Below are 14,798 nucleotides of genomic sequence, written 5' to 3'. Positions count from 1 at the left end.
GACCTGCCGGTCCATATAGGTCAGGTGATGTCGCTTGATCAACGCGGCGATTCGGCCCATTCGGTTGCCATGACCGGCCAACAAGACGATTTCAGCCACCTGGACGGTATCGGCCGTGCGATGGCGAGCGTTGCGCGCAGCCCTCGACTGACGGTGAGCGTTGTTGCTGGCATGGGCATCGCCCTTGCATGGCTCCTTCTCGGCGCAATTGCAGTTCGTGGTGCCGTAAGCCGGCTCCCGGGCACCGATGCACCCGGTGACACTATGCTGAGATATCTGCCGCAACTGCCGCTGCCGGATTTCCTTGCGCGTTTCTTCGCCCTCTGCCTTGCGCCGGCGCCGCTTCACGCAAGCCTAGGCGCGCAAGGCGGGGCACTCACCGCGATGTGGCTGTTGATGGCCATCGCGACCATGCTGCCCTCCGCGGCGCCGATGATCCGAACTTATTGCGAGATCGCAGATACCGCCAGGATCAAGGGGGAGCCGGTCGCCCATCCGTTGGTCCTCGTCGCTGGATATTTAAGCGTCTGGCTTGCCGTCTCGGCAATGTTCGCAGCCCTGACGCTAGCAGTCGATGCATTCGCGTCACCCGGGCAGATGCTCGATCCGGCGGTTGGAATTGCCGGAGCAGCCGCGCTGTCGATCGCTGGTCTCTATCAGTTCAGCTGGCTGAAGGAAGCCTGTCTGGAGAAGTGCAGAAATCCGTTCTCGGTCCTGTTCGCCAACTGGAGCGCCAGGCCCATTCGCATTTTCCGGCTCGGCATGGAGCAGGGCCTGTGGTGCCTTGGATGCTGCTGGGCGCTGATGCTGGTAATGTTTGCCGTCGGCGTGATGAACGTGTTCTGGATGGCGCTCATCGGCCTGTTTAGCCTGGTCGAAAAACAGACGGCAGGCAATCTGCCGACGCGGCTGGCCGGCGCGATACTGCTTGTCTGGGCAGCCACGCTGCTAGTAGTCTCGACATGAGGGGGAGAATTCGATGACAGACCAAAACTGGGCAATGAAGGGAGAGCTCGTCCTCTCCTGCAATTGCACGGTTTTTTGCCCTTGCGTGCTGTCGCTCGGCAATCATCCGCCGACGGAAGGCTATTGCCAGACCTGGGCCGGATTCCGCATCGATGCCGGCCATTTCGGCGAGGTCGACCTGTCTGGTCTCAATCTTGGGCTGATCATGGAAATCCCCGGCTATATGAGCCGCGGCAACTGGACTGCCGGCCTGTTCATCGACAAGCGCGCCTCGGTCTACGCTGTGAAGGCACTGACGAAGATATTCACCGGCAAGGCCGGCGGAACCACATCGCTGCTCTCGATCCTGGTCGGACAGTTCCTCGGCGCCGAGCAGGTGCCGATCACCTACGAGACGCGTGAGAAAACGCGCATCTTTCAGATACCGAAGATCATCGATGGCGCGGTGACGCCGATCACCGGCAAGGATCGCGACAAGGATACGGTCATCACCAATTCGGAATACTGGATCGCGCCGGAGATCATCGTCGCCAAATCCGACAGGAGCAAAATGCGGGCCTTTGGCCGCAACTGGAACTTTGCCGGCCGCTCGGCCGAAATCTGCAAGCTGGACTGGCGGGGACCGTGAGCAAGAAGACGACGGCCAGGAAAATCGCCGACCGGATTCCGCGGCCGAAGAAGAAAGTCACATGGCCGCAGGCGCGGGCGTTCTCGGTCCATCTCTTGACCGCGTCGGGCTCATTCCTGGCGTTTCTGTCGCTGGTCGCAGCAAGCGAGCAGCGCTGGACGGCGATGTTCTGGTGGCTAGGGCTGGCGCTGTTCGTCGACGGCATCGACGGGCCGATCGCCAGGAAGCTCGACGTCAAGGAAATCCTACCGACATGGTCGGGCGAACTCCTCGACAACATCATCGACTACGTGACCTACGTGCTGATTCCGGCCTTCGCGCTCTATCAGCGCGGCTTCATGGGCGAGCGCCTGTCGTTCCTGTCGGCGGCGATCATCGTGGTGTCGAGCGCAATCTACTATGCCGATACCGGCATGAAGACGAAGGAGAATTTCTTCAAGGGCTTTCCAGTCGTCTGGAACATGGTGGTGTTCACGCTGTTCGTCATCGAACCCGGACAATGGGTTTCCTTCGCCGTGGTCGTGGTGGCCGGCATTCTCACCTTCGTGCCGATCCATTTCATCCATCCGGTGCGGGTGAAGCGGCTGCGGCCAGTCAATCTCGGCATGACGCTGCTTTGGTGTGCTTTCGGCGCGCTGGCGCTGGCGCAGGCCGCGCTTGCCTCCTTCTATGACCAGATCGGCGTGCTGGGCGAGCAGGTCAGCGATTTCATCAAGATCGGAATTACGGTCACCGGGCTTTACCTCGCTTGCATCGGCGCTATCATGCAGTTCTTTCCAAATCTCGGCGCCAAGCCGGACAAGAAAGCCTGATCCCAAGAGAGCCGGAAAATGTCCAAAGCGATCCGCATCCACGCCAATGGCGGTCCGGAGGTCCTGACCTATGAGGATACCGATCCCGGGCGGCCGGGCTCGGGGCAGATTCTGGTCAGGCACACCGCGATCGGTCTCAATTTCATCGACGTCTATTACCGCTCGGGCCTTTATCCGCCGCAGGGCGGATTTCCGCTGATCCCCGGCGGTGAGGCGGCCGGCGTGGTTTTGGAGGTCGGCACAGATGTCGACTGGCTGACGCCCGGGGATCGCGTCGCCTATGCGGTGACCACCGGCGCCTATGCCGGGCAGCGCGTGATCGCCGCCGACCGCGTGGTGAAGGTGCCTGACGGCATCAGCGACGAACAGGCTGCGGCTATGATGCTGAAGGGCATGACCGCCGAGTACCTGTTGCGCCGTACGTTCAAAGTGAAGGCGGGCGATACGATCCTGTTTCACGCGGCGGCCGGCGGTGTCGGGCTGATCCTCGGCCAATGGGCCAAGCATCTCGGCGCGACGGTGATCGGCACCGCAAGTTCGACCGACAAGATCGAGCTCGCCAAGGCGCACGGCTTCGACCACGTGATCAACTATCGCGAGCAGGATTTCGTCGCCGGTGTTGCCGCCATCACCGGTGGCAAGAAATGCGACGTTGTCTACGATTCGGTCGGCAACGATACGTTCCCGGCCTCGCTCGATTGCCTGCGGCCGCTCGGCACGTTCGTCAGCTTCGGTCAATCGTCTGGGCCGATCCCGCCCTTCAGCATCTCATTGCTGGCGCAGAAGGGCTCGTTGTTCGCAACGCGGCCGACGCTGTTCGTCTATAATGCCAAGCGCGAGGACCTCGAGGCTTCCGCCGCCGCCTTGTTCGATGTCGTGCTCAGCGGTGCCGTCAAGATCAAGATCAATCAGCGTTACGCGCTCAGCGATGCCGGCAAGGCGCATTCCGATCTCGAAGGGCGCAGGACGACCGGGACAACGATACTTATCCCCTGAGCGCCCGCAGTTTCGGCCCGCCGACGCCGCGGTTCTTGCGAACTGCGCTTTACCGCTTGAGTTTCCGCTGAAATTCTTGAAGCTCTTTCAAGTCGTGAGGCGCTTACCGTCGAGAGCAGGGCGCGCATACGATGTTTGCGGGAACACAGAACATATCTGGCAAACCAGATGGAGGCACTGTGAGTGCAGATCAAGACGGCGCAAACCTGCTGGAGGTTCGCGGCCTCACCAAGATATTCGGCACGCTGACGGCGTGCGACCATGTCGATCTCAACATCGCCAAGGGCGAGATCCATGCGTTGCTTGGCGAGAACGGCGCCGGCAAGTCGACGCTGGTGAAAATGTTGTTCGGATCGCTGGAACCGAATTCCGGCGAGATTTTCTGGAATGGCCAGGCAGTCCGGATCACCAGCCCCGGCACCGCAAAAAAGCTCGGCATCGGCATGGTTTTCCAGCATTTTTCGCTGTTCGAGGCGCTGACGGCGGCGGAGAACATCGCGCTGTCGCTGGATGACGGCTCGCCGATCAGCACGATCGCGGCCAAGGCGAGGGCGCTCTCCTACAGTTATGGCCTGCCTCTCGATCCGCTATCGCTGGTCGGTGATCTGTCGGTCGGCGAGCGTCAGCGTATCGAAATCATCCGCTGCCTGCTGCAGACGCCGCAACTCATCATCCTGGACGAGCCGACTTCGGTGCTGACGCCGCAGGAAGCCGATAAGCTGTTCGAGACGCTCGAGCGGCTGCGTTCGGAAGGAAAATCCATCCTCTACATTTCGCACCGGCTGGAAGAGGTCAAACGCATTTGCGACCGCGCCACCGTGCTGCGTCACGGCAAGGTGGTCGGCCATTGCAATCCGCGCCAGGAAACCGCGTCTTCGTTGGCGCGGATGATGGTGGGCAACGAGATTCAGGCTGTGGTGCGGGCGCCGGCCGAAGATATCGAGACCGCGCCGGTGCTGCTTCAAATCCGCGAACTCACCCGCAAGCCGGCGACCCCGTTCTCGATCCCGCTCAGGAACATCAATCTCGAGGTCCGCGCCGGCGAGGTGATCGGCATTGCCGGTGTGGCCGGCAACGGCCAGGGCGAATTCTTCGAGTCCGTTTCCGGCGAGGTGCTGCAGCAGGATGCCGGCTCGGTCCGCATCCGCGGCAAGGATGCCGGAGGCCTCACCATCACCGGCAGGCGCCTGATGGGCGCTGCCTTCGTCCCGGAAGAGCGGCTCGGCCATGGCGCAGCACCCCGCATGAAGCTTTCGGAGAACCTGCTCCTGTCGCGCCACGCCACCGACGGCAAGATGCTTGTCGGCGCCGGTGGAATGGTCAAGAGCGATGCAATCTATACCGCTGCCCAGCGCATCATAAAGGTGATGGACGTGCGCAAGAGCGCGCCGGATCCGGAGGCTGCGGCTCTTTCGGGCGGCAATCTGCAGAAATTCATCGTCGGCCGCGAACTCGACCGCCGGCCAAGCGTCCTGGTGGTCAATCAGCCGACCTGGGGGGTCGACGCGGGTGCGGCGGCCCATATCCGCCAGGCGCTGATCGAGCTAGCGCGCAGCGGCTCGGCGGTGCTGGTGATCAGCCAGGACCTCGACGAGCTGTTCGAGATTTCCGATGCGATCACGGTCATGCACAATGGCGAACTGTCGAAGCCGCTGCCGATAGCTGAAGCGACATTCGAGAAGATCGGACTGCTGATGGGCGGCGCCGAACCCGGGCATGCCGAACATACGTTGGAGACGGCTTGATGCGCCTCGAACTTGTAAAACGCCCGCAGCGCTCGATGCTGTTTTCAGCACTGTCGCCTTTCATCGCTTTCGTTTTGACGATCATTGCTGGCGCCATCATGTTCGCGCTGCTCGGCGTCAACCCGTTGACCGCGTTCCGCATCTACTTCATCGAACCGATCAGCCAAGTCTGGCAGCTGCATGAACTGGCGATCAAGGCCGCCCCCCTGATCCTGATCGCGGTCGGACTGTCGGTCTGCTACAAGGCCAACATCTGGAACATCGGCGCCGAAGGCCAGTTCATCCTGGGCGGCATTGTCGGCTCGATCTTCCCCGTGCTGTTTCCGCAGTTCGAAGGCCCATTGGTGCTGCCGTTGATGCTTCTTTTTGGCATGATCGGTGGGGCCGCCTATGCCGCAATCCCGGCACTGCTGAAGACGCGCTTCAACACCAACGAGATCCTGACCAGCCTGATGCTGGTCTATGTCGCCCAGCTCTTCCTCGATTGGCTGGTGCGCGGGCCGTGGCGCGATCCGCAGGGTCATGGTTTCCCGCAGACCATCCAGTTCAACGACTCGGCTATCCTTCCGGAACTCCTCCCGGAATCCGGCAGGGCGAACTGGGGATTTGTCTTCGCGCTGATCGCGGCAGTGCTGATCTGGATTCTGATGAGCCGTATGCTGAAAGGCTTCGAGGTCCGCGTACTCGGCTCGAGCCCGAGGGCAGGGCGCTTCGCCGGTTTTGGCCTCAGCCGCATGGTTTTCTTTGCCTTTCTGCTATCGGGCGCACTGGCCGGGCTTGCCGGCATTTCGGAGGTCTCTGGCGCCATCGGGCAGTTGCAGCCTGTGATCTCGCCCGGCTACGGATTTACCGCCATCATCGTGGCATTCCTCGGCCGGCTCAATCCGCTGGGCATCGTTGCCGCCGGCCTTGTGCTGGCGCTGACCTATCTCGGCGGCGAGGCGGTGCAAAGCGCGCTCGGCATTTCCGACAAGGTGGCGCGTGTGTTCCAGGGGATGCTTTTGTTCTTCGTGCTCGGCTGCGACACGCTCATTCACTATCGCATCCGCCTGACCGGCCTTTCCGCGCCGAAACTCGAGGCAGCACCGAAGCTGGAGGAAGCCCGCTGATGGACATCACCGTCAACATCCTCTTGACCATCGCCACGGCGGCGACGCCGCTGCTGATAGCGGCGATCGGCGAACTGGTGGTCGAACGTTCCGGCGTGCTCAATCTCGGCGTCGAAGGCATGATGATCATGGGCGCGGTCGGCGGTTTCGGCGCCGGCTATCTGACCGGCTCGCCGTGGATAGGGCTGTTGGCGGCAATTGCCATGGGGGCAGTGTTCTCGCTTCTGTTCGCGGTCATGACCCTGTCGCTGGCCACCAATCAAGTGGCCACCGGCCTGTCGCTGACGCTGCTTGGCCTCGGTCTTTCCGGCATGATGGGGACGAATTTTGTCGGCCAGCCCGGCGAGAGGTTGCCTAACCTCGATATTCCCGGCCTGACCGCAATCCCCATCGTCGGCAGGCTGCTGTTCGGTCAGGATCCGATCTTCTACATCTCGATCGCGCTGACCGCCGCCGTCATGTGGTTCCTGTTCAAGACCCGCACCGGGCTCACTCTGCGTTCGATCGGCGACAGTCATGCATCCGCCCATGCGCTTGGCATCCACGTCATCCGCTACCGCTATCTTTCGGTGATTTTCGGCGGCGCTTGTGCAGGCCTTGCCGGCGGCCACCTGTCGCTGGTCTATACACCGCAATGGGTGGAGAACATGACCGCCGGCCGCGGGTGGATCGCGCTGGCTCTGGTCGTCTTCGCCTCCTGGCGGCCATGGCGGGTGTTAGCCGGCGCCTATATTTTCGGCGCGGTCTGGATCGGCCAGCTTCATGCACAGGCATTTGGCATTCCGGTCCCCTCGCAACTGCTTTCTTCGCTGCCCTATCTGGCAACCGTCGTGGTTCTCGTTCTAATCTCGCGTAACAAGCGTCTGACGATGATGAACACGCCGGCTTCCCTGGGCCAGCCCTTCGTTCCGGATCGTTGACAACAAAAAGACGGAAGCTCCAAGGCTTAACTCAGAGAGGTAACACAATGAAAAAACTGCTTATTGCCCTGATGGCGACGACGGCCGCATTGTCACTGGCGGCGTCAGCCGAGGCGGCGGACAAGTTGAAGGCCTGCTGGGTCTATACCGGCCCGATAGGCGATTTCGGTTACTCCTACCAGCACGACCAAGGCCGCCTCGAGGTGGAAAAGGCACTCGGCGACAAGGTCGAGACCGCCTATCTCGAGAACGTCTCCGAAGGCCCCGACGCCGATCGCGCCTTCGAACGCCTGGCACGCGAAGGTTGCAAGATCATTTTCGGCACGTCCTTCGGTTTCATGGACCCGGAAGTGAAGATCGCCAAGAAATTCCCCAAGGTGATGTTCGAGCACGCCACCGGCTACAAGACGGCCGAAAATCTCGGCATCTACAATGCGCGTTTCTATGAAGGCCGCTACGTGCTTGGCCAGATCGCCGCCAAGCAATCGAAGTCGGGCGTCGCCGGCTACATCGTTTCCTTCCCGATCCCGGAAGTGGTGATGGGCATAAATTCCTTCATGCTCGGCGCGCAGTCGATCAACCCGAACTTCAAGGCGAAGATCGTCTGGGTGAACTCCTGGTTCGATCCGGGCAAGGAAGCCGACGCAGCCAAGGCATTGTTCGACCAAGGCGCCGACATCATCGTCCAGCACACCGACTCGACCGCTGCTTTGCAGGTGGCGGAGGAGCGCAAGCTGCACGGCTTCGGCCAGTCCTCCGACATGATCAAGTTCGCGCCGCACGCGCAGCTGACCTCGCTGACCGACGAGTGGGGCCCGTACTACATCAGCCGGGTCCAGGCGGCGCTCGACGGCACCTGGAAGCCCGACAATGTCTGGCTCGGCATCAAGGACGGCGCCGTCAAGCTGGCGCCGTTCACCAATATGCCCGACGACGTCAAGGTGATGGCCGAGGCCACCACCAAGAAGATAGCCGACGGCTGGAATCCCTTCACCGGGCCGATCGTCAAGCAGGACGGCACACCATGGCTGAAGGACGGCGAGGTCGCTGACGACGGCACGCTGCTTGGGATGAATTTCTACGTGAAGGGCGTCGACGACAAGCTGCCACAGTAAGCAACCGGAAACACATCGAACGAAAGGGCGCCACGCGGCGCCCTTTTTGTTTTGGATTGAACGATATCAGACCGCCGAGCCGTAGAGGTCGTAAGCGTCGGCACGATCGATCTTGACCGTGACGATGTCGCCGGCGCGCAACGGCCGCCGCGACTGGATATGGACCGAACCGTCGATTTCGGGCGCATCGTATTTGGTCCGGCCCTTGGCCGAATTGCCATGTGCTTCGTCGATCAGGACCGGCAGGCGCTTGCCGATTTTCTTGGTGAGTTGCGTTGCCGAGATCTTCTGCTGGCGCTGCATGAAGCGGTGCCAGCGGGCTTCCTTGACCTCCTGAGGCACTTGCTCGAGGCCGAGCTCGTTGGCACGGGCGCCTCTGACCGGCTCGTATTTGAAGCAGCCGGCACGATCGATCCTGGCCTCGTCCAGCCAGTCGAGCAGCATCTCGAAATCGTCGTCCGTCTCGCCGGGGAAACCGACGATGAAGGTGGAGCGAATGGCGAGATCCGGACAGATCTCGCGCCAGCCGCGAATGCGCTCGAGCGTCTTCTCGCCATGGGCGGGCCGGCGCATGTTCTTCAGCACCTGCGGCGAGGCGTGCTGGAACGGGATATCGAGATAAGGAAGGATAGTGCCTTCGGCCATCAGTGGGATGACGTCGGCGACATGCGGATAGGGATAGACATAGTGCATGCGCACCCAGACACCGAGCTTACCCAGCTCTTCCGACAGATCGAGGAATTTCGCCCGCACTTCGCGATCGCCGAACATGCTGGTCTGGTATTTGATGTCGATGCCGTAGGCGCTGGTGTCCTGCGAGATGACGAGGATCTCCTTGACCCCGGCCTTGGCCAGCTTCTCGGCCTCGCGCAACACGTCGGCGGCCGGCCGCGATACGAGATCGCCGCGCAGCGCCGGGATGATGCAGAAGGTGCAGCGGTTGTTGCAGCCTTCCGAAATCTTGAGATAGGCATAGTGGCGCGGCGTGAGCTTGACGCCCTGCGGCGGCAAAAGGTCGATATAGGGATCGTGGCTCGGGGGAGCGGCCTCATGCACTGCCGCCATCACGCTTTCATAAGCTTGCGGGCCGGTGATGGCGAGGACGTTGGGATGTCTTTCACGGATGACGTCCGGTTCGGCGCCGAGGCAGCCGGTGACGATGACCTTGCCATTCTCCGAAAGTGCCGAGCTGATGGCGTTGAGCGATTCGTCGCGGGCCGAATCGAGGAAGCCACAGGTGTTGACGACGACCAGGTCGGCGCCGTCGTGCTTGCGGGCGATCTCGTAGCCTTCGGCGCGCAGGCGCGTGATGATGCGTTCCGAATCCACAAGGGCTTTCGGGCATCCAAGACTGACGAAGCTGACACGAGGGGCGGACATCAAAGCTTTTCCGGATTTTCAGGATTGGCGGCGCAGTACCACAGTTGTTGCCGCATTGGTATGGGCAGCGGCTGCAGCGAAACGCAAGCGCCCCCGAAGGCTGGCCGAAGTCGAAGTGCCGGCCGATGCGAATTCGAGTCGATGCGTCAGCTCACCGCACTGCTGACATGCGGCAAGACTTCCACCGCGCCTCGATAGATCATATCGAGCGCGACATAGAAGATGATCAAAAGGCCGATATAGGCGATCCAGCGGTGGCGGTGCAGCAGCTTGGCGATGAAGCTCGCGGCAAGGCCCATCAGCGCGATCGACAGGACCAGGCCGATCACCAGCACCTGGAAGTGATCGCGCGCTGCGCCGGCGACTGCCAGTACGTTGTCGAGCGACATAGAGACGTCGGCGATGACGATCTGCAATGCAGCCTGACCCAGCGTCTTCTTACGCGCCTTCCCGGCCACCATATTATCGCTGTTGATATCGGAATTGGACAACGCCTCGGTCGCCTCCACTTCGTCGGCATGGGAGGTGCGCAGTTCGCGATACATCTTCCAGCACACCCACAGCAGCAGGATGCCGCCGGCCAGCAGCAGGCCGACAATCTGGAGCAGAGTGACAGTGATAGCTGCAAAACCGATGCGCAGCACCGTCGCCGCCACCACGCCGATAAGGATCGCTCTCTTGCGCTGCTCGACCGGCAGGCCGGCAGCGGCAAGGCCGATGACAATGGCGTTATCGCCTGCAAGCACGAGATCGATGGCGATGACCTGGAGCAGGGCAGAGAAGCCCGCGGCGGTGAAAATTTCCATCGACTGGGAGTTCCCTTGCTGGTTGGCCGGCCGTTCGGGTTGAATGCCTGGAGGCCCTAACGTGTATGGTTCCCGCGCGTCAAGGGACTGGTTGGAACAAGGTCGGCAAACCGCCCGTCACGGCGGCAACATACAGAGTTTGCGACGATCGGCCCGAAACACCGGCGAAAATGCGGCCAGAGGTCGCGAATGCTTAGTTGTAGAGATTGTATTTGGGCCAGTCGCTTTCGGGAATTTCGTCGCCGATCCGGTAGCGGAGTTGCAGGACTTCCATATGGTCCGGCGCTGTCTCGCATTTGAATTTCAGCCGGTACCATTGTCCCTTGCTGCGAAAGGCAGCGCCCGGGCTCCTGATCGCATCGGCGCCCATTTCGGGCGTCGCGAAGGCGTAAGCGACGACGCGATCGGCTCTGTATTTGTGGTCGTCGCGGGTAATCCGGTCGAGAATTTCGGCGTCGCATCTCTGCTCCAGCCGGGTTTGCGGATCGAGTTTCAGCAGGCCGGCGCGCAATGCGCTGTCCATGGCGCTGGCCGGCCAAGCCAGCATCAAGCATGCGAGGACCGCAAGTTTATTCATGGGCGGGAGAAGCACCATATTCGGGCGCGGAAATCAACCCGATGAGGCGTCGGCTGCCGGTGGACGCTGATCGATCATCCCGAACGAAGGTGGCTCTTTTGCTGGGCTGAGCGTGTGAAAAAGGTCGCGCGGCGGAGTGCCGAGGCTAGCAAACAGCTCGGCCGGGAGGTTCTCCACACCGTCAATGGGATTGCCGAGGGCTTTCGCGAAGACAGCGAAATCGGCGGGCGGCAAGCTCGTTAGAAGCTGATCTAGATCAGTGTCCCGTTCAACTTTGATCCGCTCGATCGATGACAGGGCTAGTGGAAGCATATCGCTCAGTAGTTTGGCGTCGTTCTGCTTGTAATTCGTCCGTTGACCATAATCGACCTGTGTGAACTGGCCGTCAGCCAACTGCACGAGGAGAAGCCGGTCCATCGCCCATGTCCCATCCGCGTAGTGATCGCCGTATCCGAAGTGCGCTACCACCTTGCGCCGTAGATCGAGGAGATGTCTGTGCTTTGCGCGCTGTTCGTCGGTCCAACCGTTAGTCAATGGCATCGCGCCGCGCTGGTCATTCGAAGTCGCAACCCTCGCATAAAGCAGCAAGGCGTGCTGGAACAGTGAGCCCCCAATCGATGCTCGCTCGTCATCCTGAAACTCGGTTTCGACAATAGCACTTTCGCGCCCCACAAGACGTGCGAGCATCGCCACCTTGTGGGAAGCGGACTTTAGATCGAGAAGAGCGGAGCCTGCCTCCACACGACGACGAATCGCCTTGCCGATAGCGCGAAACGGAGCGCGGTTGGGCAGACGCTCGGCAGCGCCGCCTATGTCGAACACCTGGAGAGAAGGGGGGTTGACAGAAACCATCATGGCACAGGGTACTATCACGTAATGGCATGGCGGAGGGAGTGGGATTCGAACCCACGGTGGGCTTGCACCCACGCCGGTTTTCAAGACCGGTGCCTTAAACCGCTCGGCCATCCCTCCAAGGTGATTTTTCAATCACTTAGGATATCGCGAGAGGGCGGGTTCGAGCAGTCGGTACCGGATTGGCACCAGGACGTTCCCCGACCGGTTCGCGCTTCATTCCTGTAAAGCCGCATTCAACACCAAGTCAACCATGGTGACCGCACCTTTGGGCGCGATTCAGGACGGTGAGCAGCCCGGCATGGCGACCTGTGTTTTGTGCTGAGTGTGGAAAATCGTTTTTAAAACCCGCACAGACTATTAATCGTTGTGCGCCGATATGTTGGGCGCATTAAACACATGTAAGTAAATCGTATTCCGGAGTTGATTTTGGCCGTACTTGGCGCTCTCCCGCCCGGTCTTCGCTGTAGACCAATTCGAGAAGCCGACTGGGAGGGAGTGGTCGACTGTCTGTGCAGGGGCTTTCCGGCGCGTAACCGGAGTTACTGGATACAGGCTCTGACCCGTTTGTCGCAGCGGCCCGCAGTTGCCGAGTTCCCACAATATGGCTTTGTTTTGGAGCATGCCGGTCGGATCGTCGGCGTTGTGCTCACCCTTTATGCTCGCTACCAGGGGTCGGAGGGCGACGAAATCCGCTGCAATCTTTCAAGCTGGTCAGTCGACGCAGAATTCCGTCCCTACGGCGCCATGTTGGTTGCGGCGGTTCTCAAGCGAAGGGATGTGACCTACACGAACATTTCGCCGGCACAAGCGACATTGAAAGCCAACCGGGCGCTCGGCTTTCGGCTCTTCTCCAGCGGACAATTTACCTTCGTGCCGGCTTTAAGTTCGGCGCAGCGGTCATGTCGCGTGCTCGAAGCGCGTCCCGATCTTCCGGAATTGGCGATGCTGTCCGAGAGTGAGAGATACATACTCTCTGAACACTCCACGCTGGGCTGCCTGTCGTTGATCTGCATTTGCGACGGAGCAGCGTTTCCCTTGGTGTTGATGCCGCGCCGAATGTTGCACGGTCTTATCCGATGCCATCAGATCATCTATTGCCGCTCGCTCGCGGATTTAAGCCGGTGCGCCGGTGCCGTGGGGCGCTTTCTCTTGCGAAGGGGAATCCTGGTTTGCTTTGTCGACGCCAAGGAGCCGATTCCAGGTTTGTTGGGGTGGTACCGCGCCAACAAGGGGCTGAAATACTTCAAGGGCCCCAGACCACCCGCACTTGGAGATCTGACGTTCACCGAGCTTGTGATATTCGGTCCCTGAATCTGCGCTCGGAGACATGCCAACGCCGGGCAGCAAAGCGTGCGGGCACGAATGGCGCTGGTGATCGATACGCGATGATTTTCATGCCGATCGGCGAGACGGTCGTGCCACAATCTCGCCCGGTTCCGACCACAATCGGTTAATACGGTGATAAACAATTCCTGCGCACAAAAGGATTGGGGTTGGGAGTCGCCGGCGTTTCTGGAGTGGGTGCTTTGGCACCGCCAACGTTAAAGCTGCGGTGCCTTCGTCGAGACTGTAGGGGACAATCGAAAATGCAGACTACGGCGCGCCCGCGTCTTCGTCGCGCTTCCGCTTTCGCGCTGTTTGCCTTGTCGGCAGCCTTTCTTGCGGCATGTGCCGGGCCGCAGCAAAAGGCGATGGTCAACAAGAAACCACGCTCCAAGGAATATTTTTCCGAAGCCGAATACGGTGTGAAAGCCAGCCCGCGCGTGATGTTCAAGACGTCTCGCGGACGCGATCAGCTCGGCAGACCCTATCAGGTGCGCGGCAAGTGGTACTATCCAAAGGAAGACAAGCGTTACGCCAAGGTTGGCCTCGCATCCTGGTATGGTGAGGCCTTCCACGGCCGGTTGACCGCCAACGGCGAAGTCTACGACATGGCAGATCTGACGGCGGCGCATCCGACCATGCCGCTGCCGAGCTATGCGCGTGTCACCAACATGAAGACCGGCAGCTCGGTGATCGTGCGCGTCAACGATCGCGGACCCTATCATGATGGACGCATCATCGATGTGTCTAAGCGCGCTGCTGAAATGCTCGATTATGCCAATATCGGTACGGCCGAGGTGAAGGTCGAATATGTCGGCCGTGCGCCGCTCGAAGGCAATGACGGTCAATATCTGATGGCCTCGTACCATCCCGGCAACAGGGCACCGGATCCATCGGACGGTCTGCCCAGCGGTGTCATGGTCGCCATGAATGGGCCGTCGCCGAGCCTGCCGGTAAGCGCCGCGGTGGTGCCGTTCCCCGGTCAGCTGACGAATTCCGGGCAGGCATCGGAAGCTGTCGTTGCGACGCAGGCACCGGCCTCCGGCGATGTGACGCTGCCCGAATTTGGACCGATCGTGCCGGAGCGTCCGGAAATCAACCTGCCGGCGCAATCGCCATTCACTGTGGCGTCGCTGTCCTATGCCAATGAGCGCGTGCAGCGCGCCTCCAACGCCTTCGCCGCGCTGGATGGCGTCGGCATGTCGCCCGCCGAGATTCTTCAATCCTGGAAACGGCAAGCTCCTCCAGCCGGGTCGCCCACGGACTATGTCGCGGCGGGTTCGTTCGAGGATGCCGCCGAAGCCGAGCGGGTGGCGGCCAAACTTTCCAGCTTCGGCAAGACCGAGATCCAGCGCTCCGAACTCGACGGCAAAGGCTGGTACTCGGTCAACCTCTATGCCGACGGCCATGGCAGCCTGGACGAGATGCTGCAGGCCGCGTGGTCGCATGGTGCGCCGGATGCGCTTGCCGTACGCAACTGATGGCGGGTCGCCTGGCTTTCTCGTGCGCGATTGATCCGCCGTGGAAAAGCCTGCTAGCTTCGGCCAACTTGCAAAAGAGCGCCGG

At 61.0% G+C, this 14,798-nt stretch carries 14 protein-coding genes and 1 tRNA gene; 10 read left to right on the top strand and 5 right to left on the bottom strand.

Annotation, left to right across the window (positions count from 1 at the left end):
* The first annotated feature begins 27 nt into the window (after positions 1 to 27).
* The 8 genes from X760_RS46625 to X760_RS46590 all read left to right on the top strand — a co-directional run bounded on the left by X760_RS46625 (position 28) and on the right by X760_RS46590 (position 8,291).
* Positions 28 to 966 carry a DUF2182 domain-containing protein gene (locus tag X760_RS46625; protein ID WP_023717604.1) on the top strand — a complete coding sequence of 313 codons (939 nt, stop codon included), beginning with the start codon at positions 28 to 30 and terminating at the stop codon, positions 964 to 966.
* Between the two features lie 13 nt (positions 967 to 979).
* Positions 980 to 1,594, top strand: coding sequence for a DUF1326 domain-containing protein (locus tag X760_RS46620; protein WP_023717603.1), 615 nt, complete (start codon positions 980 to 982; stop codon positions 1,592 to 1,594).
* Positions 1,591 to 2,406 carry a phosphatidylcholine synthase gene (gene pcsA / locus X760_RS46615; RefSeq protein ID WP_023717602.1) on the top strand — a complete coding sequence of 272 codons (816 nt, stop codon included), beginning with the start codon at positions 1,591 to 1,593 and terminating at the stop codon, positions 2,404 to 2,406. The genes X760_RS46620 and pcsA overlap by 4 nt, the downstream gene beginning before the upstream one ends.
* An 18-nt stretch (positions 2,407 to 2,424) precedes the next feature.
* On the top strand, positions 2,425 to 3,402 hold the full coding sequence (locus X760_RS46610) for a quinone oxidoreductase (protein WP_023717601.1): 978 nt from the start codon (positions 2,425 to 2,427) through the stop codon (positions 3,400 to 3,402).
* Positions 3,403 to 3,581: 179 nt separating this feature from the next.
* Positions 3,582 to 5,147 (top strand): ABC transporter ATP-binding protein, encoded by a 1,566-nt coding sequence (locus tag X760_RS46605; protein WP_023717600.1) that lies wholly within the window; start codon positions 3,582 to 3,584, stop codon positions 5,145 to 5,147.
* Positions 5,144 to 6,256: an ABC transporter permease gene (locus tag X760_RS46600; RefSeq protein ID WP_031193567.1), complete on the top strand. Its 1,113-nt coding sequence runs from the start codon at positions 5,144 to 5,146 to the stop codon at positions 6,254 to 6,256. Before X760_RS46605 ends, X760_RS46600 begins: the two co-directional genes overlap by 4 nt.
* Complete coding sequence (locus tag X760_RS46595) at positions 6,256 to 7,176, top strand: ABC transporter permease (protein ID WP_031193566.1); 921 nt, start codon at positions 6,256 to 6,258, stop codon at positions 7,174 to 7,176. Before X760_RS46600 ends, X760_RS46595 begins: the two co-directional genes overlap by 1 nt.
* 47 nt (positions 7,177 to 7,223) lie before the next feature.
* Positions 7,224 to 8,291 carry a BMP family ABC transporter substrate-binding protein gene (locus tag X760_RS46590; RefSeq protein WP_023717597.1) on the top strand — a complete coding sequence of 356 codons (1,068 nt, stop codon included), beginning with the start codon at positions 7,224 to 7,226 and terminating at the stop codon, positions 8,289 to 8,291.
* Between the two features lie 66 nt (positions 8,292 to 8,357).
* Here X760_RS46590 and rimO read toward each other — a convergent pair whose 3' ends face one another.
* The 5 genes from rimO to X760_RS46565 form a co-directional block, all read right to left on the bottom strand.
* A complete protein-coding gene (gene rimO / locus X760_RS46585) occupies positions 8,358 to 9,671 on the bottom strand; it encodes a 30S ribosomal protein S12 methylthiotransferase RimO (protein ID WP_023717596.1) in 1,314 nt (437 codons plus the stop codon).
* A 146-nt stretch (positions 9,672 to 9,817) separates the two neighbouring features.
* Complete coding sequence (locus X760_RS46580) at positions 9,818 to 10,477, bottom strand: TerC family protein (RefSeq protein ID WP_023717595.1); 660 nt, start codon at positions 10,475 to 10,477, stop codon at positions 9,818 to 9,820.
* Between the two features lie 193 nt (positions 10,478 to 10,670).
* Positions 10,671 to 11,072 carry a DUF930 domain-containing protein gene (locus X760_RS46575; protein WP_023717594.1) on the bottom strand — a complete coding sequence of 134 codons (402 nt, stop codon included), beginning with the start codon at positions 11,070 to 11,072 and terminating at the stop codon, positions 10,671 to 10,673.
* Between the two features lie 15 nt (positions 11,073 to 11,087).
* Positions 11,088 to 11,909, bottom strand: a complete 822-nt coding sequence (locus X760_RS46570) for a hypothetical protein (RefSeq protein ID WP_023717593.1) — start codon at positions 11,907 to 11,909, stop codon at positions 11,088 to 11,090.
* 27 nt (positions 11,910 to 11,936) lie between these two features.
* Positions 11,937 to 12,026 (bottom strand) — tRNA-Ser (locus X760_RS46565).
* Between the two features lie 447 nt (positions 12,027 to 12,473).
* Between X760_RS46565 and X760_RS46560 the strand changes: the two genes are divergently transcribed.
* On the top strand, positions 12,474 to 13,220 hold the full coding sequence (locus X760_RS46560; RefSeq protein WP_245278523.1) for a hypothetical protein: 747 nt from the start codon (positions 12,474 to 12,476) through the stop codon (positions 13,218 to 13,220).
* Positions 13,221 to 13,495: 275 nt separating this feature from the next.
* Positions 13,496 to 14,713: a septal ring lytic transglycosylase RlpA family protein gene (locus X760_RS46555; RefSeq protein WP_023717591.1), complete on the top strand. Its 1,218-nt coding sequence runs from the start codon at positions 13,496 to 13,498 to the stop codon at positions 14,711 to 14,713.
* The last annotated feature ends 85 nt before the right edge of the window (positions 14,714 to 14,798 follow it).

Source organism: Mesorhizobium sp. LSHC420B00, from assembly GCF_000503055.1.
GTDB lineage: Bacteria > Pseudomonadota > Alphaproteobacteria > Rhizobiales > Rhizobiaceae > Mesorhizobium.
The sequence above is the reverse complement of the archived record's forward strand: the minus strand, read 5'-3'. Positions and strand labels throughout refer to the sequence as shown.

Coding starts and splice junctions, on each gene's coding strand:
- X760_RS46625 (WP_023717604.1), top strand. CDS start 28: ATGTCGCTTGATCAACGCGGCGATTCGGCCCATTCGGTTGCCATGACC.
- X760_RS46620 (WP_023717603.1), top strand. CDS start 980: ATGACAGACCAAAACTGGGCAATGAAGGGAGAGCTCGTCCTCTCCTGC.
- X760_RS46610 (WP_023717601.1), top strand. CDS start 2,425: ATGTCCAAAGCGATCCGCATCCACGCCAATGGCGGTCCGGAGGTCCTG.
- X760_RS46595 (WP_031193566.1), top strand. CDS start 6,256: ATGGACATCACCGTCAACATCCTCTTGACCATCGCCACGGCGGCGACG.
- X760_RS46590 (WP_023717597.1), top strand. CDS start 7,224: ATGAAAAAACTGCTTATTGCCCTGATGGCGACGACGGCCGCATTGTCA.
- rimO (WP_023717596.1), bottom strand. CDS start 9,671: ATGTCCGCCCCTCGTGTCAGCTTCGTCAGTCTTGGATGCCCGAAAGCC.
- X760_RS46580 (WP_023717595.1), bottom strand. CDS start 10,477: ATGGAAATTTTCACCGCCGCGGGCTTCTCTGCCCTGCTCCAGGTCATC.
- X760_RS46575 (WP_023717594.1), bottom strand. CDS start 11,072: ATGGTGCTTCTCCCGCCCATGAATAAACTTGCGGTCCTCGCATGCTTG.
- X760_RS46570 (WP_023717593.1), bottom strand. CDS start 11,909: ATGATGGTTTCTGTCAACCCCCCTTCTCTCCAGGTGTTCGACATAGGC.
- X760_RS46555 (WP_023717591.1), top strand. CDS start 13,496: ATGCAGACTACGGCGCGCCCGCGTCTTCGTCGCGCTTCCGCTTTCGCG.